The 25,069-nt window shown below is 52.9% G+C and carries 25 protein-coding genes; 17 read left to right on the top strand and 8 right to left on the bottom strand.

From position 1 onward, the window contains the following. Positions 1 to 3: 3 nt before the first annotated feature. Both radC and lpxA read left to right on the top strand, forming a co-directional pair. A complete protein-coding gene (gene radC, locus BUB27_RS13425; protein ID WP_143184377.1) occupies positions 4 to 699 on the top strand; it encodes a RadC family protein in 696 nt (231 codons plus the stop codon). 15 nt (positions 700 to 714) lie between these two features. Continuing rightward, positions 715 to 1,488 (top strand): acyl-ACP--UDP-N-acetylglucosamine O-acyltransferase, encoded by a 774-nt coding sequence (gene lpxA, locus BUB27_RS13420; protein ID WP_143184376.1) that lies wholly within the window; start codon positions 715 to 717, stop codon positions 1,486 to 1,488. 118 nt (positions 1,489 to 1,606) lie between these two features. Here the strand turns inward: lpxA and BUB27_RS13415 are convergent, their stop codons facing one another. Beyond that, positions 1,607 to 2,377, bottom strand: a complete 771-nt coding sequence (locus BUB27_RS13415) for a hypothetical protein (protein WP_143184375.1) — start codon at positions 2,375 to 2,377, stop codon at positions 1,607 to 1,609. A 327-nt stretch (positions 2,378 to 2,704) separates the two neighbouring features. After that, positions 2,705 to 3,418 (bottom strand): hypothetical protein, encoded by a 714-nt coding sequence (locus BUB27_RS13410; RefSeq protein WP_143184374.1) that lies wholly within the window; start codon positions 3,416 to 3,418, stop codon positions 2,705 to 2,707. A 314-nt stretch (positions 3,419 to 3,732) separates the two neighbouring features. On the opposite strand from BUB27_RS13410, the gene BUB27_RS13405 reads away from it, so the two are divergent. The 3 genes from BUB27_RS13405 to BUB27_RS13395 all read left to right on the top strand — a co-directional run bounded on the left by BUB27_RS13405 (position 3,733) and on the right by BUB27_RS13395 (position 6,922). After that, entirely contained in the window at positions 3,733 to 5,064 is a 1,332-nt protein-coding gene (locus tag BUB27_RS13405) for an ammonium transporter (protein WP_143184373.1), read from the top strand. 101 nt (positions 5,065 to 5,165) lie between these two features. After that, positions 5,166 to 5,936, top strand: coding sequence for a type III pantothenate kinase (locus BUB27_RS13400; protein ID WP_234991755.1), 771 nt, complete (start codon positions 5,166 to 5,168; stop codon positions 5,934 to 5,936). Between the two features lie 44 nt (positions 5,937 to 5,980). Further along, positions 5,981 to 6,922 carry an ROK family protein gene (locus BUB27_RS13395; protein ID WP_143184372.1) on the top strand — a complete coding sequence of 314 codons (942 nt, stop codon included), beginning with the start codon at positions 5,981 to 5,983 and terminating at the stop codon, positions 6,920 to 6,922. A 26-nt stretch (positions 6,923 to 6,948) separates the two neighbouring features. On the opposite strand, the gene BUB27_RS13390 is transcribed toward BUB27_RS13395, so the two are convergent. Continuing rightward, the gene (locus BUB27_RS13390) at positions 6,949 to 8,250 is read right to left on the bottom strand and encodes an aspartate aminotransferase family protein (RefSeq protein WP_143184371.1); all 1,302 of its coding nucleotides are present in this window, start codon (positions 8,248 to 8,250) and stop codon (positions 6,949 to 6,951) included. A gap of 95 nt (positions 8,251 to 8,345) precedes the next feature. On the opposite strand from BUB27_RS13390, the gene BUB27_RS13385 reads away from it, so the two are divergent. The 4 genes from BUB27_RS13385 to BUB27_RS13370 all read left to right on the top strand — a co-directional run bounded on the left by BUB27_RS13385 (position 8,346) and on the right by BUB27_RS13370 (position 12,948). Then, positions 8,346 to 9,008 carry an HAD family hydrolase gene (locus BUB27_RS13385; protein WP_143184370.1) on the top strand — a complete coding sequence of 221 codons (663 nt, stop codon included), beginning with the start codon at positions 8,346 to 8,348 and terminating at the stop codon, positions 9,006 to 9,008. A 27-nt stretch (positions 9,009 to 9,035) separates the two neighbouring features. After that, positions 9,036 to 10,907 (top strand): POT family MFS transporter, encoded by a 1,872-nt coding sequence (locus BUB27_RS13380; RefSeq protein WP_143184369.1) that lies wholly within the window; start codon positions 9,036 to 9,038, stop codon positions 10,905 to 10,907. Then, complete coding sequence (locus BUB27_RS13375; protein ID WP_143184368.1) at positions 10,907 to 11,980, top strand: substrate-binding domain-containing protein; 1,074 nt, start codon at positions 10,907 to 10,909, stop codon at positions 11,978 to 11,980. The genes BUB27_RS13380 and BUB27_RS13375 overlap by 1 nt, the downstream gene beginning before the upstream one ends. 119 nt (positions 11,981 to 12,099) lie before the next feature. Further along, on the top strand, positions 12,100 to 12,948 hold the full coding sequence (locus BUB27_RS13370) for a PEP-CTERM sorting domain-containing protein (RefSeq protein ID WP_143184367.1): 849 nt from the start codon (positions 12,100 to 12,102) through the stop codon (positions 12,946 to 12,948). Between the two features lie 74 nt (positions 12,949 to 13,022). Here the strand turns inward: BUB27_RS13370 and BUB27_RS13365 are convergent, their stop codons facing one another. The 3 genes from BUB27_RS13365 to rpsN form a co-directional block, all read right to left on the bottom strand. Then, on the bottom strand, positions 13,023 to 14,474 hold the full coding sequence (locus tag BUB27_RS13365) for a hemolysin family protein (protein ID WP_143184366.1): 1,452 nt from the start codon (positions 14,472 to 14,474) through the stop codon (positions 13,023 to 13,025). A gap of 133 nt (positions 14,475 to 14,607) precedes the next feature. Further along, positions 14,608 to 14,886, bottom strand: a complete 279-nt coding sequence (locus tag BUB27_RS13360; RefSeq protein ID WP_234991754.1) for an FmdB family zinc ribbon protein — start codon at positions 14,884 to 14,886, stop codon at positions 14,608 to 14,610. 68 nt (positions 14,887 to 14,954) lie between these two features. Next, positions 14,955 to 15,224 carry a 30S ribosomal protein S14 gene (rpsN, locus tag BUB27_RS13355; protein ID WP_143184365.1) on the bottom strand — a complete coding sequence of 90 codons (270 nt, stop codon included), beginning with the start codon at positions 15,222 to 15,224 and terminating at the stop codon, positions 14,955 to 14,957. A 183-nt stretch (positions 15,225 to 15,407) separates the two neighbouring features. Here rpsN and BUB27_RS13350 point away from each other — a divergent pair, with 183 nt between their 5' ends. The 7 genes from BUB27_RS13350 to BUB27_RS13320 all read left to right on the top strand — a co-directional run bounded on the left by BUB27_RS13350 (position 15,408) and on the right by BUB27_RS13320 (position 22,366). Continuing rightward, a complete protein-coding gene (locus BUB27_RS13350; RefSeq protein ID WP_143184364.1) occupies positions 15,408 to 16,571 on the top strand; it encodes a redoxin domain-containing protein in 1,164 nt (387 codons plus the stop codon). Positions 16,572 to 16,656: 85 nt separating this feature from the next. Beyond that, positions 16,657 to 17,019, top strand: coding sequence for a hypothetical protein (locus BUB27_RS13345; protein ID WP_143184363.1), 363 nt, complete (start codon positions 16,657 to 16,659; stop codon positions 17,017 to 17,019). Between the two features lie 54 nt (positions 17,020 to 17,073). After that, the gene (locus tag BUB27_RS13340; protein WP_143184362.1) at positions 17,074 to 18,705 is read left to right on the top strand and encodes a fumarate hydratase; all 1,632 of its coding nucleotides are present in this window, start codon (positions 17,074 to 17,076) and stop codon (positions 18,703 to 18,705) included. Between the two features lie 122 nt (positions 18,706 to 18,827). Then, positions 18,828 to 19,364 (top strand): sigma-70 family RNA polymerase sigma factor, encoded by a 537-nt coding sequence (locus BUB27_RS13335; RefSeq protein ID WP_159434965.1) that lies wholly within the window; start codon positions 18,828 to 18,830, stop codon positions 19,362 to 19,364. Then, a complete protein-coding gene (locus tag BUB27_RS13330; protein ID WP_143184360.1) occupies positions 19,361 to 20,908 on the top strand; it encodes a LamG-like jellyroll fold domain-containing protein in 1,548 nt (515 codons plus the stop codon). Before BUB27_RS13335 ends, BUB27_RS13330 begins: the two co-directional genes overlap by 4 nt. Positions 20,909 to 20,933: 25 nt before the next feature. Beyond that, positions 20,934 to 21,650, top strand: coding sequence for a PEP-CTERM sorting domain-containing protein (locus tag BUB27_RS13325; protein ID WP_143184359.1), 717 nt, complete (start codon positions 20,934 to 20,936; stop codon positions 21,648 to 21,650). 119 nt (positions 21,651 to 21,769) lie between these two features. Further along, a complete protein-coding gene (locus BUB27_RS13320) occupies positions 21,770 to 22,366 on the top strand; it encodes a LysM peptidoglycan-binding domain-containing protein (protein WP_143184358.1) in 597 nt (198 codons plus the stop codon). A gap of 76 nt (positions 22,367 to 22,442) precedes the next feature. Here the strand turns inward: BUB27_RS13320 and BUB27_RS13315 are convergent, their stop codons facing one another. Next, positions 22,443 to 22,832, bottom strand: coding sequence for a VOC family protein (locus BUB27_RS13315; protein ID WP_159434964.1), 390 nt, complete (start codon positions 22,830 to 22,832; stop codon positions 22,443 to 22,445). A 94-nt stretch (positions 22,833 to 22,926) separates the two neighbouring features. After that, positions 22,927 to 23,871 carry a helix-turn-helix transcriptional regulator gene (locus BUB27_RS13310; RefSeq protein ID WP_143184356.1) on the bottom strand — a complete coding sequence of 315 codons (945 nt, stop codon included), beginning with the start codon at positions 23,869 to 23,871 and terminating at the stop codon, positions 22,927 to 22,929. Positions 23,872 to 24,087: 216 nt separating this feature from the next. Here BUB27_RS13310 and ypfJ point away from each other — a divergent pair, with 216 nt between their 5' ends. Beyond that, positions 24,088 to 25,017 carry a KPN_02809 family neutral zinc metallopeptidase gene (gene ypfJ, locus BUB27_RS13305; RefSeq protein ID WP_143184355.1) on the top strand — a complete coding sequence of 310 codons (930 nt, stop codon included), beginning with the start codon at positions 24,088 to 24,090 and terminating at the stop codon, positions 25,015 to 25,017. The last annotated feature ends 52 nt before the right edge of the window (positions 25,018 to 25,069 follow it).

The following is a 25,069-nucleotide window of genomic DNA, read 5'->3' as shown; positions in this document are numbered from 1 at the left end:
CCCGTGCATTCTAATCGTATCAGCGACCTACCAGAGGACGAGCGCCCCCGCGAGAAACTCGCCAAGTGGGGCGCGGCATCGCTGAGTACGCCCGAGCTGATTGCCATTTTCTTGCGAGTCGGCGTCAAAGGGCAGTCCGCCATCCAGATTGCCCAGCAGCTCATCCATACCCACGGCAGTTTACACAGCCTCTCACGGCTGGATGTCAAAGAACTCTCCAAAGAACATGGCCTAGGACCCGCAAAAGCGGCTCAGATAGCTGCGGCTTTTGAAATTGGTATCAGGCTCGCCAGAGAGAAATTCTCAGCCGAGCCACTCAATTCCCCAGAGCTCATCTATGAGTTCATGCGGCCTCAGCTCTCCCTGCTCAGCAAGGAATCGCTCTTCGTGATTCTCGTGGATACACGGATCCAGCACGTCAAAACGATCGAAGTCTCCCGAGGTTCGGTGAATGAGACACTCTGCCACCCGCGTGACGTCCTCCACCCCGTAGTGCTGCACGAAGCCTACGGCTTCATTCTGGTGCACAACCATCCGTCCGGAAACCCGAACCCGAGCAGCGCAGACAACCGGATGACCGAAGCTATCAAGGAAGCAGCTAATCTGCTGCAAGTGCGCTTCATCGATCACATCATCGTGGGCAGTAACAACCACGCCCACGACCCCTACTTTTCATACCGCGAAGCCGGTATGCTCTAATTTTCATCTATCAACATGCATCACCCATCAGCGATCATCAGCCCGGAAGCCACTATCGGGGAAAATGTTTCCATCGGAGCCTTCTCCATCATCGAAGCTGGCGTTACTATCGGCGACAACACTACCATCGATCCCCACGTGTGGGTCACTGGCAAGACCATCATCGGCAAAGAAAACCTCATTGGCTTCGGCTCACATATCGGCGGCCTGCCGCAGGATCATTCCTTTGACCCCTCAACGGACAGCGGCACTATCATCGGCGACAACAATAGCATCAGGGAAAATGTGACTATTCACCGCAGCACCAAGGCTGGAGAGAACACCGTCATCGGTAACCACAACTTCCTCATGGTGGGCACTCACCTTGCCCACGATGTCACCCTCGGCGACCACAACGTGATCGCTAACAACTGCATGCTTGCTGGCCACATCACCGTAGGCAATCGCACCTTCCTTGGCGGGGGCGCTGGCTTCCACCAGTTCATCAATATCGGAGATTATGCCATCTCCCAAGGCAATGCAGCGATCAGCAAAGACATCCCCCCTTACTGCATGTGCCACGGCCAGAATAAACTAGCAGGCCTCAACATCATCGGCCTACGCCGCTCAGGCTTTGATGCCAAACAACGGGAGAACATCAAGAAAGCCTACGACATCCTCTTCCGCCGAGGACTCTCCATCAATGAGGCGATCAAGCAATGCAAAGAACTTGGCGAATGGACTGAGGCGGCCCTCAAACTCATCGACGCGTGTGAATCTCCATCCCGCAAAGGCGTCCTCGTGCGGTAAGCTTTTTCTTCTAACGAAGCCCTCCTATGACGATCAGAGCGATCCTCATAGAAACCATAAAGGCGAGAGCATTGCTGCCCTCGCCTTTTTTCGATAACAAACTAAATCAAAAAATGAATTAGAAGGTCACAGTGAGAGACGCACCTGCGAAGAATGTGTTCTCCTGTGGGATTGGCTGGAATGCGCCGAAAGTTTGGTCAAGGTCATCGAGCTCAACTGCGTAAGCCACATATGGGCTAAGAGTTGCTGTCTCAGTGAGCTTGTAGTCGTAAGTAAGCTTAGCTGTTACGTGGGAGAGCTCACCTTCTTCGATGAGGTAACCTGCAGTTACGTCAGCGTTGATGCTGTGACCAAGCACGTCGAAGCTCTTGTTTACGCGGCCTTCAAGGTAACCTTCGTTGTTACCGCGGAATGGACCGTGGATACCCCAGAAGTATGTGAGGCTTGTGTCGTAACCGTAGAGGTTCTTGCTAAGACCGAAGTAAACTTCCTGGTCGTCGTTTACGTCGAAACCAAATGGATCGTTGTAGTGATAGTGGATGTAACCAACGTGACCAGTCGCGAAACCGAGGTCATAAGCACCTGCGATTTGGTAACGAAGCTCGTCTACGTTGAGACCTGTGTCGAGGAAGTCGTGCTGGCTGAGGTAAGTGATACCTGCGCTGATTTCCATGCCTGTGTATGGGCATGCAAAGCTTGTAGCAACGTCAGCAGAAATGGTGTCATCACCAATCTGGAAACCGCGGTCAACATAGTTGTCATGGTAACCTACAGAGAGAAGGCTTTCGAACTTGCTCTCAACTGGTGCTGGTTGCACAACCTCACCTGCCATTGCTGTACCGGCGAGAACGACACCTCCGAAGAGTGATAGAGTAGTAATTTTATTCATACCGAGTCCTAGTGAACTACAAATAACCCTCTTATCAAGCAAGATTGTGACGATCCCGACACAATGGCACCCCCAGGAAACCCACCCGGACAACACAATTCATTCATAGTGAGAAAGCTACAAAATAAGCCCCTCACTTATGAAAATATAAGATTTTTTTGTCAACAAACTCTAACTCCCCACTGTTAGTACATAACTCGGCATTTAAGCCGAATATTTGATAGGCGGCCAACAGGTGGAAAATTAGATTCCCCAGTCTGGAAGGAGCGAGCCAACGAGACCCGCCCCTTCTTTATGACTGATGGATAAATGTACTAACCGGAACGATTAGAAAGTCACGGTAAGAACAGCACCTGCGAAGAACTCGTTTTCTTCGTCAGTACCGTAAACACCCTCGAGCTCGTCGAGCTCAACAGCGTAGGCTACGTATGGGGAAAGTGTAGCTGTGTCTGTAAGGGCATAATCATAGGACACCTTGGAAGTAACATGGGTGAAACCATCTTCCTCCAGGGAGTAACCTACTGCAACACCTGTGCTAACAGGGCCGAAAGACTTGGAGATGGAACCTTCAAGGTAACCACCGTTGTCTGTCTCAACATCCCAGAAGTAAGTAACACCTGTTTCTACACCGTAGAATTCCTTGCTAAGACCGAAGGTAACTTCCTGTGCGTCGTCTGCAGAATCGAAGAAGTGATAGAAGATATAGCCAACGCTAGCAGTAGCGAAACCGAGGTCTTTGGAAGCAGCTGTGTAGAGGTCAAGCTCGTCGAACCCACCGTCTTTAACACTGGCGTACCAGGCACCTGCGCTGATATCGAGACCTGTGTAAGGGCATGTGAAGGCTGTGTTTACAGTAGCGTCGACCATGTCGTTACCAAGGTCGAAACCACGCCAGTTGTACTGACTGTGGTAACCAACTGCAATGTCGGAGCTGAACTTGCTTTCTGGAGCCGGAGTTGTGATTGGAGCAACTTCACCAGCAAGTACGGAACCTGCGAGAAGCACACCACCAAGTAGTGAGGTAGTAGTTGTTTTACTCATAACGGAGGCAATTTCAGCACAGGGTGTGCCAACTTCTCAGTTTCAGCTTGGATTTGTGTCATAGATTTCTGTTTAAAAACGCACTCCGGACCACAACCCATTGAACTATCAACCCTTTCACACACCTCCTCTCGAAACAAAATTTTGCACCAGACTGAGAATGGATCACACAGCCGAATAATCTGACCCACAGAAAAATTCCCATACCCGGCATAGGATCTTGCGATTCATGCCAAGATTTCAAACAGCGACCTCAAATGTTGGCACGGCAGATGCTCTGAACCGATCTCGATAAGCATCTATCCACATCAACTATGAGAAAACTACTACTATTCACTGCTCTGAGCGCCCTCGGCCTTACATCGGCTTATGCTCAGGCTGAAACTGCCGGCGCGGCCACTACAGACGCGGTACTAGACGTAAAATTCATGATCGACAACCTGTGGATTCTGGTATCCGCGGCTCTCGTCTTCATCATGCACCTCGGCTTCGCCTCCGTTGAAGCCGGCATGTGCCAGCGAAAGAATACCGTGAACATCATGTTCAAAAACGTATTCATCGTCTGCATCGGCGCAGTTGGATACATGCTCTGGGGCTTCAATGCGATGTACCCATCAGACTGGGCTATCAGCGATGTTTTTGCTGTAGGCTCAGGACTCACTGGTGCAGCAACAGACGCTGAAGCATCCCGCTTTTACCTCTCAGAATCAGGTGAGGCCGCCTACACTATTTGGTCAGACTTCATCTTCCAGGCGATGTTCGCCGCTACTGCAGCCACCATCGTTTCCGGCGCTGTCGCCGAGCGCGTGAAGCTCACCTCCTTCATGATCTACGCCACTATCTTAGTTACCTTCCTCTACCCTGTCACAGGTTCTTGGGAGTGGGGTACAGGCTGGCTCGATAAAAAAGACTTTGCTGACTTTGCTGGTTCTTCCCTCGTACACGCCTTTGGTGGTTTCGCAGCCCTCGCTGCAGTAATCGTACTTGGCCCACGTAAGGGCAAGTTCACCAAAGATGGCATCAAGCCTATTCTTCCTTCCAACCTTCCACTGGCGAACATTGGTGTCTTCCTCCTCTTCCTCGGCTGGTTCGGCTTCAACGGCGGTTCAGTACTCAGCGCTGACGCTGCTGGCGTATCCTTCGTCTTCGTCACCACAGCTATGGCTGGCTTCACCGGAGGTCTTGGCGCCATCGCCACCTCATGGATCGTCCTCAAAAAGCCTGACCTTTCCATGGCACTCAACGGCATGCTCGCCGGTCTCGTAGGCATCACCGCTGGTGCTGACACCATCCCACCATATGCAGCACTGGCTGTTGGCTCCATCGCTGGCGTGATCGTAGTTCTCTCCGTCACCTTCTTCGACAAGATTAAGATCGACGATCCAGTAGGTGCCATCTCCGTACACGGTGTTTGCGGTATCTGGGGTACACTCTGTGTTGCCATCTTCGGCACCACTGAGGGCGTAACCTTCGGTGTACAGCTTCTCGGCACCCTCTCCATCTCCGCTTTCGCTTTCATTACTTCATTCGCTGTCTTCTACGCCATCAAGCTCATCATGGGTGTTCGCGTAGACGAGCAGGAAGAGCACGAAGGTCTGGACGTCGCCGAGCACGGTTCCCCTGCTTACAACGACTCCACACCATAAGTAAAAATCTTTGGATAAACTCTGTTGTCCATATTGTGATAGAGCAAGGGGGGGGCCGAAAGGCTCCCCTCTTTTTTATTGCTTGTTCACACCCTCTGTTCATGGCAGTTCGTTGCCACAATCTACTGGAAATCATGCGTTGCCTACTCATCGACAACTCCAATACCCGCACCAAGTTCGCTATCGGAACAGAAAACGAACTCAAGCCCTTGGCTGCACGCATCCCCACTAGAGACCTGTCCCCCACCACACTCACGGAGGCCCTGCAGGGTGAGAGCTACGACTGCGTCTATCTCTGCTCCGTTGTGCCGGAGAAAGCTGCGCTCATGGCAGAGTTTTTTCAAAACTGCCCGTTTCACAAACTGAGCTACCAGAGCGATCTAGGGATCCAGATTGATTATCCGAAGCCTGAGCAGATCGGTGCAGACCGCCTCGCCAACGCGATCGGCGTCCACCACCTATTCCGCTCGCCGGCCATCGTGATCGACTTCGGCACCGCCGTCACCTTTGACGTAGTGGGAGCCGATGCCACCTATCTTGGCGGGGTGATCGCCCCTGGACTCCCCTCAATGACCGACTATTTGGCCAACCGAACCGCATTACTGCCAAAGATTGAGCTTTCCGAACCCACCTCGGCTATTGGAAAGTCCACCGTCGATGCCATGCATGTGGGTGCCGTATACGGATATCGTGGTCTTGTGAGAGAAATAATTCACAAACTCAGGGATGAAATGCCCGGCGATCCGGTTATTGTAGCCACTGGGGGTGATGCCGAGCTCATCGCCCAAGGTGTGGAAGAAATCCAGCACGTTTCTCCCATTCTCACCTTAGAAGGCATACGAATTGCTGCTACCCGACATTTTCAATCATAACCCTGCAAACACCCCTTCATACCCTAATTCATCTTTCATCTACCATGGAATATACTGACAAAGCTATCGGCATCGATTTCGGAGGCACCTCCATCAAAATGGGCATCGTCCTCGGCAAACAAATCGTAGCTGAACTTCCATCCATCAACCCGAAACACCACCCGGAGCCCAAGGATCTCATCCGCGCCATTGCCGACCAAGTGAAGGTGGCCCGCGAAGACCACGATGACATCCGCGCGATCGGTTGCGGCGTACCAGGCTTTGTCCACACCCCTACTGGAACCATCCACAACCTCACCAATGTACCGGGCTGGACAGACATCCCCCTCCAGGCACTTCTTTCCGAGGCCACCGGCCTTCCCTGCGTGGTAGAAAACGACGCCAACGCCATGGGCATCGCCGAGTGGAAACTTGGCGCCGGTCAGCATTTCAAACACCTCATCTGCCTCACCCTGGGCACAGGCGTAGGAGGCGCGGTCATCGTCAACAACCAGATCATCCGCGGAGCCCACTACGTGGCCGGAGAACTCGGCCAGACCTCCATCCATTATGCAGGTCGCCTGGGCGCCTACAACAATGCTGGTGCACTGGAAGACTACATCGGCAACAACGAGTTCGCAGCAGACAGCCAGGCCGCCTATAAAGAGGCCGGTATCGAGAAAGACATCGAGGACTGCACCCCTGCCGCCATGGATGCTCTGGCCTCTCACGGAGACGAGATCGCCATCGCCTGCTGGGATGACTTTGCCAAGAAGCTCGCCTGCGCCATCGCAAACTGCTGCTGGATCCTGAACCCGGAAGCTATTGTCATCGGCGGCGGCATCAGCAAGGCGGGAGACACACTCTTCGTCCCACTGCGTAAGCACGTCCTGGAGCAGCTCAGCGGACCATTCAAGGATCACCTCAAGATCCTTCCTGCCAAGTTCGGCAACGAGGCTGGCATCATCGGCTGCGCCACACTCGCCCTCGAATCTATCGAGGACTAATTCTCCAGAGGCTGGCTGGGGAGGTCTTAGTACTTCCCTAGCAGCTCTCTCACATTTTCCACTACGTAGACTAACTCACCAAGTGTCACATAGAATGGTGGGGTAAAGGCCAGCACATTGCCGTCCGGCCCGTCCGCCAGCATTACCACGCCCCTCTTGAGCATCTCTCCGAGCATCGGCCCGGCCACATCTCCGGCAGGTGATCCATCCGCATGGCAGAGCTCGACCCCGATCATCATACCGCGCCCCCTCACCTCCTTGATCAGCGGAGATTCAATCTCACGCAGCATGGCCATCAACTCATCTCCCTGACGCTCTACATCACGCGCCACAGCAGGATCGGCATGCTTGTCCAGCGCAGTAATCGCCATCGCACAGCCTACCGGATTCCCCAGGAAGGTACTGGTATGAAGCGCTTCACCGGGACTCACCGGCCATTTGTCCATGATCTCCGCTCTACCCACGCAGGCCGAAATCGGGTACCCACCACTGAGTGCCTTGCCCACACAGATGACATCCGGATAGACTTCCCCCCATTCACAGGCAAAGAGTCTGCCTGAACGGTTAAAGCCTGAGTAAATTTCATCAAAGATCAGCACCACGCCGTGAGCATCGCACCACCTACGAAGCTGCTTCAAAAATCCTGCCGGAGGCACTACCTTGCCACCACGCCCTTGCACCGGCTCCACAATCAAAGCCCCCACTTCACTCGCCTTGATCATATCCAGCTGATCCTCCAGATCTTCCAGATCCGTCTCCGTGCGAGGGTACTGCAGCACCGTACGCACATCGGCCAGCTGAGCATCAAAGGGGGAGCGGAACTTGTCAAAACCACCACCGAGCAAGGCTCCATAGCCGAGACCATGATAGCCATTCTGGAAATGGATCACTCCCGGCTTCCCGGTAGCGATGTAGGCTGTTTTGAGAGCACTCTCCACCGCCTCAAAGCCGCTGTTCGCCAGAAGTGTCTTACCAGTCCCCAGCCCCCAGCGCTCGAAAGTCATCTGGGAAAGGCGCTTGCAGACCTCGACCTTGAGCTGGGTCGGGTGCACATCCCCCATGGCATGCATCAGCTTACCGCTCTGCTCCACCATGGCATTGCGTAAATCCGGCTGAGTATGCCCCAGGCCAGCCACCCCGAAGGCGCTGGTCATATCGATGTATCGGTTTCCATCAGCATCCCACACCCAGCTACCCTCGGCACGTTCCCAGAAAATTGGCCAATCTTCTGCTACATAAGTCACGTTATGACTCTCGTACTTGCGCAGCTCTTGCGCCAGTTCACGGGACTTTGGGCCAGGTATCTCGGTAATGATCTCGGGTAACATCTGCCCCAGCTCTAGCCCACCAGAAGAAAACTTCAAACTTGAAACTACCGCCATAAGCTCAAGACTCCCCACCAGCCCGTAACTCATTCCCATTCATGCATATTATTTTCGACCTCGATGGCACCCTCGTGGAATCCCTGCCCGGTATCGCAGCCGCCCTCAATGCGGCTTCGGCAGAGACAGGTCTCCCCACGCACAGCGATGCCGCCGTCCGCAGCTTCATAGGTGATGGAGCCCGCATGCTCTGCAAGCGCTCCGCCCCGGACCAGAGCGAGGACACCATCGACAAACTACAAGCCTCCTTTGCCGCCCACTATTCCCGTGAATGGAAAACTGGCACTCTGGTCTTCCAGGGCATTGAGCCACTCCTCACCGAGCTCAAGACTCTGGGCCACAGCCTCAGCATCCTTTCCAACAAGCCCCATCATTTCACCACGGAGATCGTCGAACACTTCTTCCCGGGAGAGATTTTCGACCTCATTTTGGGTCAACGTGAGCATATTGAGAAAAAACCGGACCCATCCGGCGTACATGAGATCCTACAGAGCATCGGATGCTCCCCGGCGGATGCCATCCTTGTGGGAGACTCCACCGTGGACCTGATCACTGCCCGAAATGCGGGAATCAGCTCACTGGCCGTCACTTGGGGATACCATGACCTGGACCAGCTTCAGGCAGAATCTCCTTCCCACACCGCTGACTCTGTATCCATGCTACACAGCATCCTCACCTCAGAACTAACATCATCCCTTTCCTAAGCAAAAGAACCTACCTTACCAGCTCTCATGCGCACCACACCTTCTGATTCTGAAAAAATGCCTACGGGCATTCCCTACATCATCGGCAACGAAGCGGCCGAGCGATTCTCCTTTTACGGAATGAAGGCCGCACTGGCCGTCTTCATCGTTCAATACCTCCACTTGATGGGGAGCACGGCCACGGATGCGGTCAGCGAGGCCACATCAGCCGAGTGGGTACACACTTTCGTCTTCTGGGTCTACATCACCCCACTCGCCGGGGCGATCATCTCCGATCGATTCTTCGGGAAGTACAAAACCATCATCGCTCTCTCCATTGTCTACTGCTTGGGCCACTTCTCACTGGCCCTCATGGGAATTGCCGGCCCCGCCAAATGGTTCCTCATCTTAGGCCTGGGCCTCATCACCATCGGCGCAGGCGGGATCAAGCCCTGTGTATCCGCCCACGTAGGCGACCAGTTCGGCCCGAACAACCAGCACCTGCTTACCCGCGTCTTCAACTGGTTCTACTTCTCTATCAACCTTGGCTCCGTCATTTCCACCCTCATCATTCCCTGGACACTGGAGTGGTACGGACCACATTGGGCCTTCGGCATTCCCGGCGCCTTGATGGCAGTGGCTACCCTGGCTTTCTGGATGGGCAGAAACGAGTTTGTTCACATCCCCCCCGCAGGACAGACATTCACCAACGAAATTTTCTCCAAAACAGGCCTCAAGACCATTCTCAAGCTGGCAGGCGTCTTCGCCTTCATCTCGGTCTTCTGGTCCCTCTTCGATCAGACGGCCACCACCTGGGTCTTCCAGTCCCAGGATATGGATAGAAACATCTTTGGCATTAACGTGCTGCCTTCCCAGATCCAGGCAGCCAACCCCTTCCTGATTCTCGTCCTCATTCCCGTCTTCACCTACATCATCTACCCAAACGTCGACAAGTTCTGGAAACTCACCCCACTGCGCAAGATGGGCATCGGCCTCTTCCTTACCGCAGCCTCCTTTGCCCTCAGCGCCTTGATTCAAGAATGGATCGGCGCCGGAGAAAAACCTACCATCTGGTGGCAGCTCCTTGCCTACCTCCTCCTCACCTCAGGTGAGATCATGGTATCCATCGTCGGCCTTGAATTCGCCTACAGGAATTCCCCGAAATCCATGAAGTCCTGGATCATGGCGATCAATCTGGCAGCCGTAGCCTCCGGTAACCTGCTCACCGCTGCGGTCAATAGCTTCATCCAAGTCGAATCTCCGACAAAGAACGAACTTGCCGACTATCAGAAGCAAAAGGAAAGTGGCAACAATGAGGCCAAGACCTATACCTATGCCGGCCTTGATGGCAAACAATCTACTGAGGATGACATCATCATCACCTACAACCAAAAAGGCGCTGTCGACTCCCGCCAAGTCCCCGGTCAGGAATCCCTGAAACAAGCGGCGGATCTTATCCAGCAATACGCCTCAGAGAACGAATTTAAATTCCCCCTCACTGAGAAAGGCAACGCGCTTGTCGCTGAAATCAAAGATCCGTGGGGCAACCCACTACGCTATCTACTGATCAACTCCACCATGTGCCGCATCCTTTCCGACGGCCCGGACAAGACACCACTGACTCAGTGGGACACTGGCGTAAACTTGGAATACGAAGCCCCATCTACCGAGGAAAAGAAAGAGTCCATACTCGCCGCCATCCAACCAGAAGAAACCTGGCTAGAAAGTCGCAAAAAGGAACTCGGCATCGAGGAAGCTGAAGCCTCATCAGATCCAAAGTCCCCCTTCAAGCGCGAGTTCATCGCCGGCGGTCAGACCAAGCTTCAGGGAGCCTCCTACTTCTGGTTCTTCACTGGCCTAATGTTCGTCACCTCCCTCATCTTCATCCCCGTCTCGATGAAGTTCAAGGAAGCCGCGTAATGGGCAAGTATCTCAAACGCTGGGAGCAGGTAGCAGAGGCCATGTTAGATGAGCTCTGCAGAAACCCTGCTCCCCAGCTACCAGGTATCGGTCCATTATGTAAACAATACAGCGCCAGCCGCCCGACAATCGAGCAATGCCTGGAACACCTGGAGTTTCTCAAGGTACTTGAGCCGTCAAGCCCTGGGAAACGAAGGAAGGTCAACATAGACCAGCTTGAAAAACTGCGCAACTCAAGCAGCAACCCCGAGAGGCCCAAGTTTCTCATTATCGGCCCCGAGCCATCATACCAACTCCCTCACACACTGGCGAACGTCATCGCAACAGCCAAAAACTTGGGAGCCAAATCTAACATAGAGGTCGAATACCTCAACGCCCCAGACTCGCCGGCAACTCTACGCCGGTCCCTCAGAGTCATCAAACCACAAGGCATCATCACCTACATTTGCCCGGTCTTCTGTGCAGAGGTCGCCCTCAGCCTTGAAATACCTACGGCAGGGATTGGCATGACAAAAACTGACATCCCAAACACCTACACAAGGCACATCACCTTGCTTGAACAAGGTTTCAAGAAGGCCTGGAATGCAGGCCACACCCGGGTGGTCTCCCCTTTACTAAACAAGAGAGACAAGCTTCATCAAACTCTGCTAACGCAGCTTATTGCCTCACAACCACCCCACTTACCAACGCTGAGCCCCAATTACCACCTCCCCGCGTTCAGCGCCAAGTCCGCCCACGAATACCATGAGGAGTTAAGTAAGATATTTCAATACACTCCCCCTACTTGCCTCATCTTAGGCAATCATGAGCAACTGCTCATGACACTTTCATTCCTGAATCAGAGACAGATCAAGATCACAGAAGATATCTCAATCATCTGCCTTTCACACCATCCAGACCTCCAATTCTTCTACCCAAGCATTGCCCATTTCGATATCGGCGAGCAAAGAGCCTGTGAAATCAGCATGCAGTTGCTTCTCGATTCCAAAGGGCAGCTTCTTCCCTCTCAGGATATTGAGATCGCGCCTACTTGGCACCCCGGCATGAGTCTGTCTCCCCACCGCAAACTATGAACTTTTCATACACAGCTAAATAATCATCAATCATTGTCCCCACAAGTTTTGAGCAGATAAAGGAAGAGCGGTGCACCTTACAGAAGTGCACCACCACTTAACACTCAACACTTGAAACAATGAAAACACCTATCTCTGTAGCCGTAATCCTGGCCAGCTTAAGCTCGATCAGCAGTACTCAGGCAGCCACTGTCTTTAGCGCGGATTTCTCCGGCTCCACCACGGAAACCTCCGCAACCAACGCTACTCCATCTGGCAATACAGCTACGACTAGCGCAAACCTCAACAGCGGTACGAGTATCGGCTCCTGGGAAACACCCACTACGAGCGCCACTCAAGACTCCCAGGTTCTTATCTCAAACGGCTCTGCCACAGGCATGAGCGGCAACTTCCTCCTCATCGGCGCCTCAAACAATACAGCCACCTTTGGAGCCACCGGCGAGCACAACTCTTTTGCTGAACTTAACCTGACCAGCAGCACCAGCCTGACTGGCACCTCAATCAACTTTGACGCGACCTGCTTCAACACTGGCGGTCAACCAGGCGGCATGCTCGTGACCGGGCGCGACCTATCAGGCAACGCCATCTTCACCATAGCCTTCGGTAATGGCGGCTTCTACCAGCGCAACGACCTATCCACTGTCAATGTCGACGTTACAGGAACCAGCAACATCACCAGTCTCGGCATTGAGAACAACCTCGCTTCTCTATGGCCAACAAACGGCACGAGCTCCCAGGTTACTATCAATCTAGATGGGGCCGACTACACCGCAGGCAATGGGGTCTCATCCATCACCGGCTCCTACTTCAATACAAACGATCTAGCCTCGCTTGAGTTCAGAGCCGTAGATTCCAAAGCGCAGTGGGGTATCGATAACATCTCAGTCACTTCAGTACCCGAGCCATCTGGAGTAGCCATGCTTGGACTGGGCGCTGCGGTATTCCTTCTCAGAAAGCGCCGAGCTTAACAGACTTCACGAATAGTACATGTGTGTATCCAAAACGGTCGCGAGATCATCTCGCGGCCGTTTACTTTATCTTCTTAAGCGACTTCCTCTTCAGCTCCTTCCGAAGACTCGGCCTCAGCAAACTTGCGGAAGTGCACCTGACCAACACGACGGCCATCGGTACTCGTCACCTTGGCTTCGTAGCCCAGGATATCCAGCGTCTCCCCTGGCTCAGGAATACGCCCCATCTGCTGGGTAATGTATCCGCCTACCGTGGTCACTTCACCACTCTCAATATCCACTTCCGGCTCGTGGTCAGAAAGCTCATTGAGCGTAATAGATCCTTCCACCACGAACTCCTGTTCATTGACGCGGGTAAACTGACTCTCCTCGGAGTCGAACTCATCATGGATATCACCCACGAGCTCTTCCATCACGTTATCAAGGAAGACCAGACCTGAGGGATCACCAAACTCATCCACCACCATGGCGAGGTGAGCGTGCTCTTTGAGGAAGAATTTCAGCAAGACATCCAGCGGCATCGTCTCCGGAACCACCTTCAAGTCCCTCTTGATAGACATCAGATCTGGATTATCCGTGCTGTTAAATCTCAGCAAGTCCTTGATGTGCACCAAGCCCAGCGCATTATCCAGATGCCCTTTAACCAGCGGAAAACGGGTATGCATCGTGCGTGCGGCGATATCTAGATTCTTGGCGAAAGGATCATCTACATCCAGCGCGACCACGTCACTACGAGGTGTCATGACATCACGCACATAAAGATCATTCAGGGCCAGAGCATTGATTAGAATCTCACGCTCGGTGTCAGTCACCTCCTGCTGGGCTCCACTCTCGGCCACCAAGAGAGCCAGCTCCTCTGCGGAGTGCACGTGCTCACCCTCGCTCACTGGAGCCACCCTCAGCACATGCTTGAGAATCAGGTTGGCCATCCCATTGAGCACCCAGATCAAGGGTTTAAAGATCACATAGAAGAGATGGAGCGGCTTCGCGACGGCCAAAGTCACAGGAAGCGGCTTACGGATAGCGATTGTTTTAGGAATGAGTTCACCGATCACCACGTGAAAGACCGTGAAGAACATCAAAGTCATAGCATGTGAGGCACTGGTCACGATATCCTCCCAGACACTCAGATCCCACCCGAACCACGTATCGAAACGATTCAGAAAGAGATATCGCAGCACCTTATCAATGTATGGCTCTGCAAAAATCGCCAAAGCCAAGGAGGCAATGGTAATCCCCAGCTGGTTTGCGGAGAGGTAGCCATCCAGATTCCCCACGATCGACTTCGCCTGCTCCGCGTTGCGGGTTTTCCCGCTCTCCATGTCGATCTGACTTCCCCGCACTTTGACGATGGCGAATTCGGAAGCCACGAAAAAGGCATTTAACAAAAGGAAGAAGACACAAATCACCAAAAATAGCAGGGTCTCTTCTATGGTTGGCCAACTCGTTGGCACTTCTGCATTAACGGCTAGCTGCAGAAAACTCTGCAGCATCATACTCGAAGGCTCAATATCTGTCGCACTCATCGCTGTTCTCGGCTCTCCTGTTCAACACCCGTTGCATGCTGGAGAGGCCGATCAATTTTTCTATAAAGAGGGTATCGTTCCTGAAAAACTTCGTATTTCTAGAAAAAAATAAGGGAACTACCGCCACAGGCACTTAGAGCCTCTCAAAATTTCCGTCCTCACGGCGCTCCAGAACGCTGAATCCAGCTTTCTTAGCATCAGTCACGGACAGTGGCTTGGTAATTTTCGGGGTATTGATCCGGCTAATCACCTTCTTCACCGGATTCTTGCAGAGCGGGCACGCCTCAAGGGCCTCACGATCTACAGGACGTCTCAGCTCGAAGCCCTTTGAACAAACACGGCAGCTCTTCCCAGCTTCACCGGGGGCCTTGGAGATATATTCATACAGTGGCATACGAGATAATATACGCATAAAAACGCGAGACGACTATACGTCGCCTCACGTCTTTTAAAAATTTGTCTATAGCACTGTAGCTCGAATTACCAAGAGGACTTGGTCACACCAGGAATCATCCCGTGTGATGCAAGTTCACGGAAAGCAATACGAGAAAGCTTGAAACGGCGGAGGAAACCGTGACGACGTCCGGTGTACTCGCAGCGGTTTACTACACGTGTAGGGGAAGCATCACGTGGAAGCATGCTAAGGCCTACATAATCTTTCTCTTGCTTAAGTTGCTCGCGAAGCTTTGCATACTTAGCTACAGTCTTTTTCTTGCGCTCGTTACGCGCGATCCAGCTCTTCTTTGCCATAGGAGGGGCGGGTTTATACCAAATCGACCCGGAAGCAAGCCATTTTTCTTAAAAACTTGTCTTCCAGACCAAGGATCTGAAAGATTCACTCAATCCTCCCGTTCTGCAAGTGACTCTTGCTAGAATTAGAGTAAGCCATACTTCCCCCTTCACAATACCACGCAAAACTTAGAAAATCGACGTATGTTCAAGATTATAGCCACATCCCTGCTAGCTCTCACTTTGGGCCTCTCGGCCCAGCAGAAGGCTCCTAAAATTACCCCACTAGCCATCGGAGCCAAAGGTCCGGACTTCAGCTTGCCAGGCACCGACGGCAAGACCTACAGCCTAAACTCCTTTAGAGATGCTAAATATCTCGTCCTCATTTTCACCTGTAACCACTGCCCGGATGCCCGTGCCTCCCGTGACCGCATCAACCAGTTCGCCAAGGACTACGCCGAGAAAGGCGTGCAGGTAGTCGCCATTTCCGGCAACGACCCACAAGCCCTGATGAAGCTGGAGCTGGGCTACTCAGTCTATGGCGATTCCTTCGACGAAATGAAACTGGTCGCCAAAGAGCACGGCTACGTATTCCCCTATCTCTATGACGGCGATAAGCAGGAAGCCTCCACCGCCTACGGCGCACTCGCCACGCCACATACCTTCATCCTAGGACCTGAGCGCACACTCCTTTACCACGGCCAGTTCGACAACGGCCGACGCGACCCCGGCCCGGCCTCCAAGAACACCGTCAAGGACACCATCGATGCCCTGCTCGCAGGCAAGGAAGTCCCTCAGGCCACCACACGCATCTACGGCTGCTCCACCAAGTGGTCCTGGAAACGCGACTGGGCCGCCAAAAAACGCGAGGAATGGAAAGCTCTTCCTGTCAGCGTGGATCCACTGGATGCCAAGCTCGCCAAAACCATCGCCAAGAACGACACCGGCAAGATCCGCCTGATCAATGTCTGGTCCACCACTTGCGGCCCCTGCATCGCTGAATTTCCGGAATTGATCGATACCTATGAGCGCTTCCAGATGCGCCCCTTTGACATTGTCACTATTTCCATCGACCCAGCCAAGGACGCCGAGAAGGTGAAGAAATTCATCGCGAAGCAGCACCTTCCTCTCGCTCCACGCACCGTAGAGTCCGTCAAAAAAGAAGGCCGTGAGACCAACAACTTTCACTACCAATCTGACGACCTCGACGCTCTCGCTGACGCCCTGGACACCGAGTGGCAAGGGCCAATCCCACACACCCTCCTCGTAGCACCGGGAGGCAAGATCCTCTACCGCCACACAGGCCAGATCGATGTCATCGAGCTTCGTCGCCAGATCGTAAAGGCTCTTGAGTCCCCAGAGGAATAATTTCCAATCGTCATACTTTTCCAAAGGCACAGGCTTGCTATCTCAGCACCTGTGCCTTTTTCTATTTCTAACACGTCGTTTTGCCATGTCTCCTCAACTCAAAGATCTTATCATCAAACTCCACAAGAAAGGTCTCTGCGAAGCAGAGATATACCAGAAGCTGCAGGACAAAAAGGGAATCGATGAACACATTATGCCTCACATGGTGTTCGAAGTACTCAATGAATACCGAGCGGCAGCCCACTACATGCAGAAGCCGGAAGGCGGCGGCTGCGCCCGCATCTTCGGCCTGATCGCATTCCTGGGTGGCTCAGCTTATCTAGTGATACGCATGACTGTCTATGAGCACGTCCATTTGGGCCGCAGAGATCCCGGAGCCTATGCTCTCCTACTCGCCATTTGCGGCCTGATTCTAGTCTTCAAACCACATGCAAAGCTGGAGGATTAGCGGCAGCGATTTTTAGAGCTTAACATTTGCAATTTAGGCTCTAGAAACAGGCTCATGTCGACACCACCTTTCCATTACCAGAACCCATTTCCGCTCGGCCCGGACAAGACCGAGTATGAACTCCTCTCTACCGATGGAGTATCCGTCGAGCAGCACGGCGACAGGGAAATCCTGCGCGTGACTCCGGAAGCCCTTACTTTCCTGGCAAACGAAGCCACTAAGGCAGTCTCCTTCAAGCTCCGCCCGTCCCACCTCAAGCAGGTAGCCGCCATTCTGGATGATCCGGAGGCGACTGACAACGACCGCATGATGGCGCTCACTCTCCTGCGCAATGCGGAGATCGCCGCCAATGGCATCCTACCAAACTGCCAGGACACAGGTACAGCGATCGTCATGGGTAAGAAAGGTGAAGACGTCTACACAGGCATCAACGATGCTGAAGCGCTCTCCCAAGGCATTTACAACACCTACACCCAGGAGAACCTGCGCTACTCCCAGACCGTACCACTCAACATGTACGAGGAGACCAACTCCAAGACTAACCTTCCTGCGCAGATCGACCTCTACACCAAGCCTGGCAACAGCTACGACTTCCTCTTCATCACCAAGGGGGGCGGCTCCGCCAACAAGACTTTCCTCTACCAGCAGACCAAGGCACTTCTTAACCCGAAGACCCTGAAATCCTTCTGCCTCGCCAAGATGGTCACCCTTGGCACCTCGGCTTGCCCGCCATATCACCTCGCCATCGTCATCGGTGGCACCTCCGCAGAGACCTGTCTCAAGACAGTCAAGATGGCCTCCACCCGCTACTACGACGAGCTTCCAACCGAAGGCAATGAACACGGCCAGGCATTCCGTGATATCGAGCTAGAGCAGGAGTTGCTCGAAGCCTCTCGAGACATCGGCATCGGCGCTCAGTTCGGCGGCAAACACTTCGCACTCGATGTACGCGTGATCCGTCTCCCTCGCCACGGCGCCTCCTGCCCGGTCGGCATCGGCGTATCCTGCTCCGCAGACCGTCAGGCCAAAGCCAAGATCACCAAGGACGGCATCTTCCTGGAGAAGCTGGAAACCAACCCAGGCCAGTACATCCCTGAAGAGTGGCGTGACTGGAAATTCAACGGCGTCGCCATCGATCTGGATGAAGGCATGGACAAGACACTCGCCACCCTTTCCAAGTACCCTGTCACCACGGCGCTCTCTCTAACAGGAACCATCATCGTAGCGCGAGACATCGCCCATGCGAAGCTCAAAGAAATGATCGATGAAGGAAAAGAGCTCCCAACCTACGTGAAGGATTACCCGATCTACTACGCCGGCCCCGCCAAGAAGCCAGAGGGTCTACCATCAGGTTCCTTCGGCCCGACTACAGCCGGCCGCATGGACCCCTACGTACCAATCTTCCAGAAAGAAGGCGCATCTATGGTCATGCTAGCCAAAGGCAACCGCTCCCAGATCGTCACAGACTCATGTAAGGATCACGGAGGCTTCTACCTCGGCTCCATGGGCGGCCCGGCTGCCATCCTCGCCAAGAACCACATTAAGTCCGTGGAGGTCCTCGACTTCCCGGAACTCGGCATGGAAGCCGTCTGGAAAATCAAAGTGGAAGACTTCCCGGCCTTCATCCTTGTCGATGACAAAGGGAACGACTTCTTCCAGCAGCTGAATTCCTGCCCAGCCTGCTAAAGACAGCCTTAAAATCACCGTAAATCTCGCATCGGCCTCCGGAGTTTTTCTGGAGGCCGATTATTTTTTTCAAGTTTTTGTTAATGAGATGGTGGATATTGGCTTATGAGGGGTGAATGGCCATGAATCCACATGCAATGCAGGAATTTGTGACCCTCCTGACGAATCATCAGGAGGTTATCCGTTCGTACATTCTTTCCCAGGCCCCCAATTGCCCGGATGTACGGGACCTGCAGCAGGAGGTCAACATCCTGCTCTGGAAGCGCATGGAAGACTTCGAGCTAGGCACCAACTTCGGCGCCTGGGCATGCACCATCGCCTACTACAAGATTCTCGACTACCGGAAGCATCTCAAAAAAGACGGTTTCCTCGTCTTCAACAATGAACTCTCGGACCTCCTGGCGACCGAATCCAGCAAGCGTCAACCCGCACAACTGGACGCCCGGCGCGCAGCTCTGACACACTGCATCAATAATCTCCCGGCACATTCGAGAGAGCTTATCGAAACTCATTACCGAGGCGAAGAGCAGGACATCGAAAGCATTGCGCAAGAAACCGGAAGGCCGGTTGCCTCACTGAGAGTGAGTCTTTGCCGCATCCGCGCCCGCTTGAAAGACTGCATCACCAAACGCCTCATTTTGGAAGGAGGTGCCTCGTGAACCAACAGACCTTCGAAGATCTGCTCTCACGCCTGGTAGACAATCAACTCACCAAGGAAGAGCACGCACAACTTGAGCTGCACTTGCTCAACGCTCCAGACGCCCGTGCACAATACCTGGAGTACATGGATATGCAGAATCTCCTGCTGCTGGAAATGGAGAAGAAAGATCACATCCTCAAGGACGCCCCCAAAGTGATCAATATCGATAACGTGGTCCGTATGCAGAGGAAAAGGTCCGTACGGATTGCCACCCTCTCAGCGGTAGCCGTCCTCATTCTCACCGGTATCATTCTTGGACTACTGGCCACGGATAAAAAAACTCCTCCACTGGCATTCCGGACTTCAGCAGGCACCCAGTACACCTTGACTCATTCTAGTGAAGCAGGCGCTGACACATCAGCCAAGACCATGCATCACGGCTCACGCCTGCAAGTCTCTCAAGGAGTCGTTGAATTTACCTTTGAGTCAGGCGTGAAAGCCATCATTCTTGCACCTGCTGACCTGACCCTGTACAACGACAAAACAGTCTCTCTAAAAGAGGGGAATGCGTGGTTCAAAGTTCCCAAAGGAGCAGAGGGATTCACTGTAAAAACCAAACAGATGGATGTGGTTGACTTAGGCACTGAGTTTGGCGTTCTCAGTTCACCACAATACCCAGATGAGGTTCACGTACTTCGAGGCAAAGTAAAGATCACCTCCCTAACAGGCCATAAAGAAGAACTAGAAGCCACCGCGCAACAGGGATTCAGCATCGAACATTCCGGCCACATCGCCGAGACGGATTTCAGGAGCGACCTTTTCCTAACAGAACTACCCAAAGGTCTCGCCTACGCTCACTGGTCTTTTGACCAGGTAAAAGATGGAGCATTCACCGCGGACGGCAGCATGCCCGAGCTCCTCTCTGGATCAGCCCGCCCGGTCAGCACAGACGCCCATTCCATGCAGACTGATGGAAAAGTTGGGAAAGGAGTCCGTTTCGATGCCAAACCTACAAACACTCTAGTATCTCAGTGGTATAACCTCCCAAGTGATCAAGCCGGTAGCCTCTGTTGCTGGGTCAAAGTCGACCAGACTTCCCTCAAAGAACACGGCACGGGCTTGGTCGCCTGGGGGGTCTCCAAACAGAGTTTTGATGGATGGTCAGGAAACATCAAACTCGCCCTGTCTCCGGAAGGCACCGTATCACTACTCGGGTTCAACAGCTCATTCAGAAGTAATATTCATGTCGCTGACGGCCATTGGCACCATATAGCAGCGACCTACAAAGCAAACCAAGGCCAACCCGAGGTAAACCTCTATCTGGATGGAAGAAAGGTCAGCTGTGACAGGGCAATTCTCGCCAGCGAAAACACCCCTTCTATTCACAGAACACCTCAATCAAACCGTATCATTCAAGAGGTCTTATTCGGATCTAACATTAAAAACACAAACCCCATTAAAGGGTCACTGGATGAAATCTATATTTTCAAAGGGGTCATTGATGAAACCACCATCAAGCAGTTAGCAAACGGGCTTTCCTATACCCCAGAGAAGACAAAATAAAGAAACACCCAACAACAAAAAACGAATGAGCACAACAACTCTTAATAAAGCACTAATTATTACCGCAATTGGCCTTACAGCAGGCACTTCACAAGCCGCAAATATTATTTTAAACGGCTCATTTGAGAATACCGGAACAGCTATCACCCCAGACACTGTGGGTGCCGCCTGGGGTGATACAGCCGCTGCTGCTGACCTCACAGACTGGACCATAACACAAAACAATACACTCGGACTTTCAAACGGGGGCGCATCTGGACCGCATTTCTCGGGCAACGGCTCAAGCGTTCCATTCACATACCCGACAGACGGAGATACTTACCTCGGCACATCCGGCGATGGAACCTCTATCTTGACTCAAAGCATCTCAGGGGTAGGAACAGGCAACCTCACCGTCTCATTTGATTGGGCTGCACTAATCGCCAATGGCAATTCCGGCACAGCATCTATCACACTCGATATTTTTCAGGGTTCGGACTCCAGTGGCTCATCCATCTTTAGCGGCTCCGTAACTTCTACTGACGATGTGCAAGACACTTGGCACTCCGCAAGCTTTACACCTGTCTTCAATAATAGCACCGACATTTTTGTCCAACTTACCATAGAGGACAACATGAGCGCAGGACAGATGGCCATTGACAATTTGTCTATTGATGTAGCAGCCGTACCAGAACCTTCCTCCACCGCTCTCATAGGCTTAGTAGGCATCGGATTCATCTTCAGAAGAAACCGCAAGGCCTAATCCTTCTTCATCATTAATGTGTTACGAATCGGCTCGGCGGGATATTCCCACCGGGCCGTTTTGCTTGTAAAAATCTGGCTGGCACTGGAGTCGCCTACCCCTTACCTTGTCAGGGCGACATGAAAACATTCTTTTTGCTACTCACTATGCTGGCGATCGGTTTTGGTTTCTGGGCTTACCAGAATCAACAGGACAAAGACCCATCGGACGCCACGGTCATTCACGTAGTCATCAAGGGAGACACCCTGCATTCCCTCTCCAAGAAATACAACACGACCGTCTTCAGCATCCAGAAGCTCAACGAGCTCCAAGACACGACCATCGTCGTAGGGCAGAAGCTCACCATCTTTCCTGGAGACACCACCAGCGCCCCTGAGACCGCTACACCCTTTATCTCCAAAGCTCAGCCTGTCGCTCCACCGGAGCAAACCACACCCAAAAAGAAAGTCGTTAGCAAGAAAGAGCTCCCTAAAAGCGTCCAGATGGAAAGCTCTAGCATCGCCATCGACATTGACGCTAAAAACCAAGTCTACCTGAAGAACAAAGACGGCAAATACGTTTATTCTGGCACCATTGTCTATGGCTCTGAGCCGGACGCCAGCGGCCGTGAGGTAAAATCCATCACCTACATCGACAACAAAGGTAAAGAGACCACCATGCTCGGTGAGGCATCCCCAGAGGCCGTGATTCGCCTCGCACTCAAGAACAAGCGCTAGATCCCTTCATAGCAAAGCACTCATGCCGTTAAACTGTCAGCATGAGTGCAACTCAGATTCATGAGCCATCAGCTCATTAGTCGAGACTCTGGATCACAGCAAAAACAGCCCCTTGCGGATCTGCCAAGTAGGCTATGCGCCCCGCCTCAGGGCAGTCAAAGGCCTCCACCAATACTTTTCCACCTAACTCCACTGTTTTCGCCACAATAGCGTCCACATTATCCACGTTCATGTAGATGCCCCAGTAGTTTGGCGCTTCCTCGCACTGAGGTTCCATCGCACCTGCAACCTCAGCACCATCACGTGTCGCGAAACAGGTATAATCTCCACTACCGTTTTCCAAGGTGGTGACTTTTGAAGTCCATCCAAAGACCTTACCGTAGAATTCCGCAGCAGCTTTAGGATCTGTCGTAGACAGTTCACCCCAACAAACAGCACCGTGTTGCTTTCTGATATCTTGATTCATTGTTTTCATGATTTTGTAGTCATTGATCTGGCCTAACTGGCAGACGACATCATGAAAACACACTCCACTGACAACCCTATGTCAGGAGGGAAAATTATTTTACACGGTGGTGACTTGCCACCATCTCCGCCCTCTCAGCAATCAACTCTCTGAGCTCTGGCGAATCTAACACCTCCACATCATCCCCAAACCCCAAAAGGCTACTTGCTAGACAACGTAGATCATCGGTAGCCATGGTGAGCTCGGTGCCGTCGAGAGTCTTCACCTTGTCCGTAATCCCTATGGACCACTCGCGATCTACCTTGTCAGCAGCCCAGCCTGAGAAACGAACACGTACATAGCAGAGATTTTCACTATCTACCCATTGGTCAATAAGCTCATCCAGCGCCCTATCATCACGTGGCACGAAGTGCTCGAGGGTCATTTCCAAAGACGAAATTCTATCTAGTCGGAAATCTCTATAATCATTTCGTAAACGGCACCAGGCAAACAAATGCCAGCGCCCTGCATAATGCATCAAGCCCACTGGCTCAATCTCACGGCAGGTCACGACTCCCGAACTTCCCGCCTTGTAAGTAATTCTAACAACGCACAAATCAAGCAAGACTCTCTGCACCTGAGGAATGTTCACAGAATGCCCTTCGACACTAGCATGCTGGAGATATCCCGTACGTTTGGCCAGGCGGCTGAGAGAATCCTGCTGATCTCTGGGCAGCAAAGCTCGGATCTTCAGCAAGGCAGCCTCCATATCTTCTCTCATCCTAGAGTCCGTCAACTTCTCCACGAGCAGGCCGCCAGTCACGAGGGCGTTTGCCTCCTCGTACGAGAACATCACAGGAGGGAGAAGGTAGCCCTTCATCAGTGAATAGCCCACACCCGCCTCCGCAATCACAGGCACCCCAGCTTCACCAAGTGCCGAAACATCCCGATACACCGTCCTCACACTAATCTCAAAATGCTGGGCGATTTCTTCCGCAGTAATGCAACGGCGACTTTGCAGCAAAAGAATCATAGCCATCAGGCGGTCTACTCGGTTCATGAGCTGAATCTCACCAAAGAGCCGCCCTGATGCAAGGAATCACTCATCGCGAGATACAGCAACACCTCAACTTCCCGCACTTATCCGGCAAGACTGATCGAGATTTCGTACGACCTTCTCACCTTTTTCACAAAAGCACGCTTTCCCTCCACCCAAGAATCCCATAAACTTCATCTTAGCTTCGTCTGAGGCTCAACATACTGTTAGAATACCATCATGCGCTGGAAAGGAAGACGCCAAAGTACGAATGTAGAGGACCGCCGCGGTGAACGTGTATCTGGGGGAAGCGCAGCGGGAGTAGCGGGAGGTCTGGGGCTCGGCCGGATGCTTTTTGTGGCTTTTGCCCGCAGTAGCGGCAAAACCAAGCTATTGATCATCATAGGTCTCGTGCTTGCCTTCTTCATGTTCCGAGGTTCTCTACTGGAAGAGCTGGGCCTCTCAGGACCGATGGAGCAGACTCCTACCGAGCAAGTAGGACCAGCTCCTGACGATGAGATGCAGGCCTACCTGAGGACCATGATGGCGGACAACGAGGACGTCTGGACCAATGTGCTGAGGAAACATGACATCCGCTACCGACCGTGCGGTATGGTCATCTACACGGAGCGCACCCGCACGCCCGGTGGAATAGCGGATGCTAAGATGGGGCCCTTCTACCTGCCAGCTAATGAAAAAATCTATCTCGACCCCAGCTTCTTCACCGAAATGAAACAACAGTTTGGCGCGCGTGGAGATTTTGCCGAAGCCTACGTGGTGGCGCACGAATACGGGCACCACATCCAGAATATCCTTGGCCGCCTGCACGAACTCCATTCCAAACAAGGCAAAGTCTCCAAAGTGGAATACAACCACGCCTCAGTCAGGGTGGAACTCCACGCGGACTTCCTAGCCGGGGTGTTTGCCCACCATGCCCAGAATCAGTTCAAAGAGTTCCTGGAGTCCGGAGACATCGAGGAAGCCATGCGCTGTGCAGAGGCGATCGGTGATGACCGCCTGCAGCGGGACTTCGGCAGCGGCTATGTACAGCCGGATTCATTCACCCATGGCACCTCCGCCCAACGAGCCCGCTGGTTCAATAAAGGATTCCAGAGCGGCGATTTGCGCGTAGGAGAGGCTCTCTACACACTCCCGTATAATCAATTATAACTAAAAAAGCTGGGAATAGCAGACCGTTTGGAGCATCTCTCGTGCACGGAGA

It is taken from the genome of Rubritalea squalenifaciens DSM 18772 (genome assembly GCF_900141815.1).
GTDB classification, from domain to species: domain Bacteria; phylum Verrucomicrobiota; class Verrucomicrobiia; order Verrucomicrobiales; family Akkermansiaceae; genus Rubritalea; species Rubritalea squalenifaciens.
This window is presented reverse-complemented; position numbering and strand designations above follow the sequence as displayed.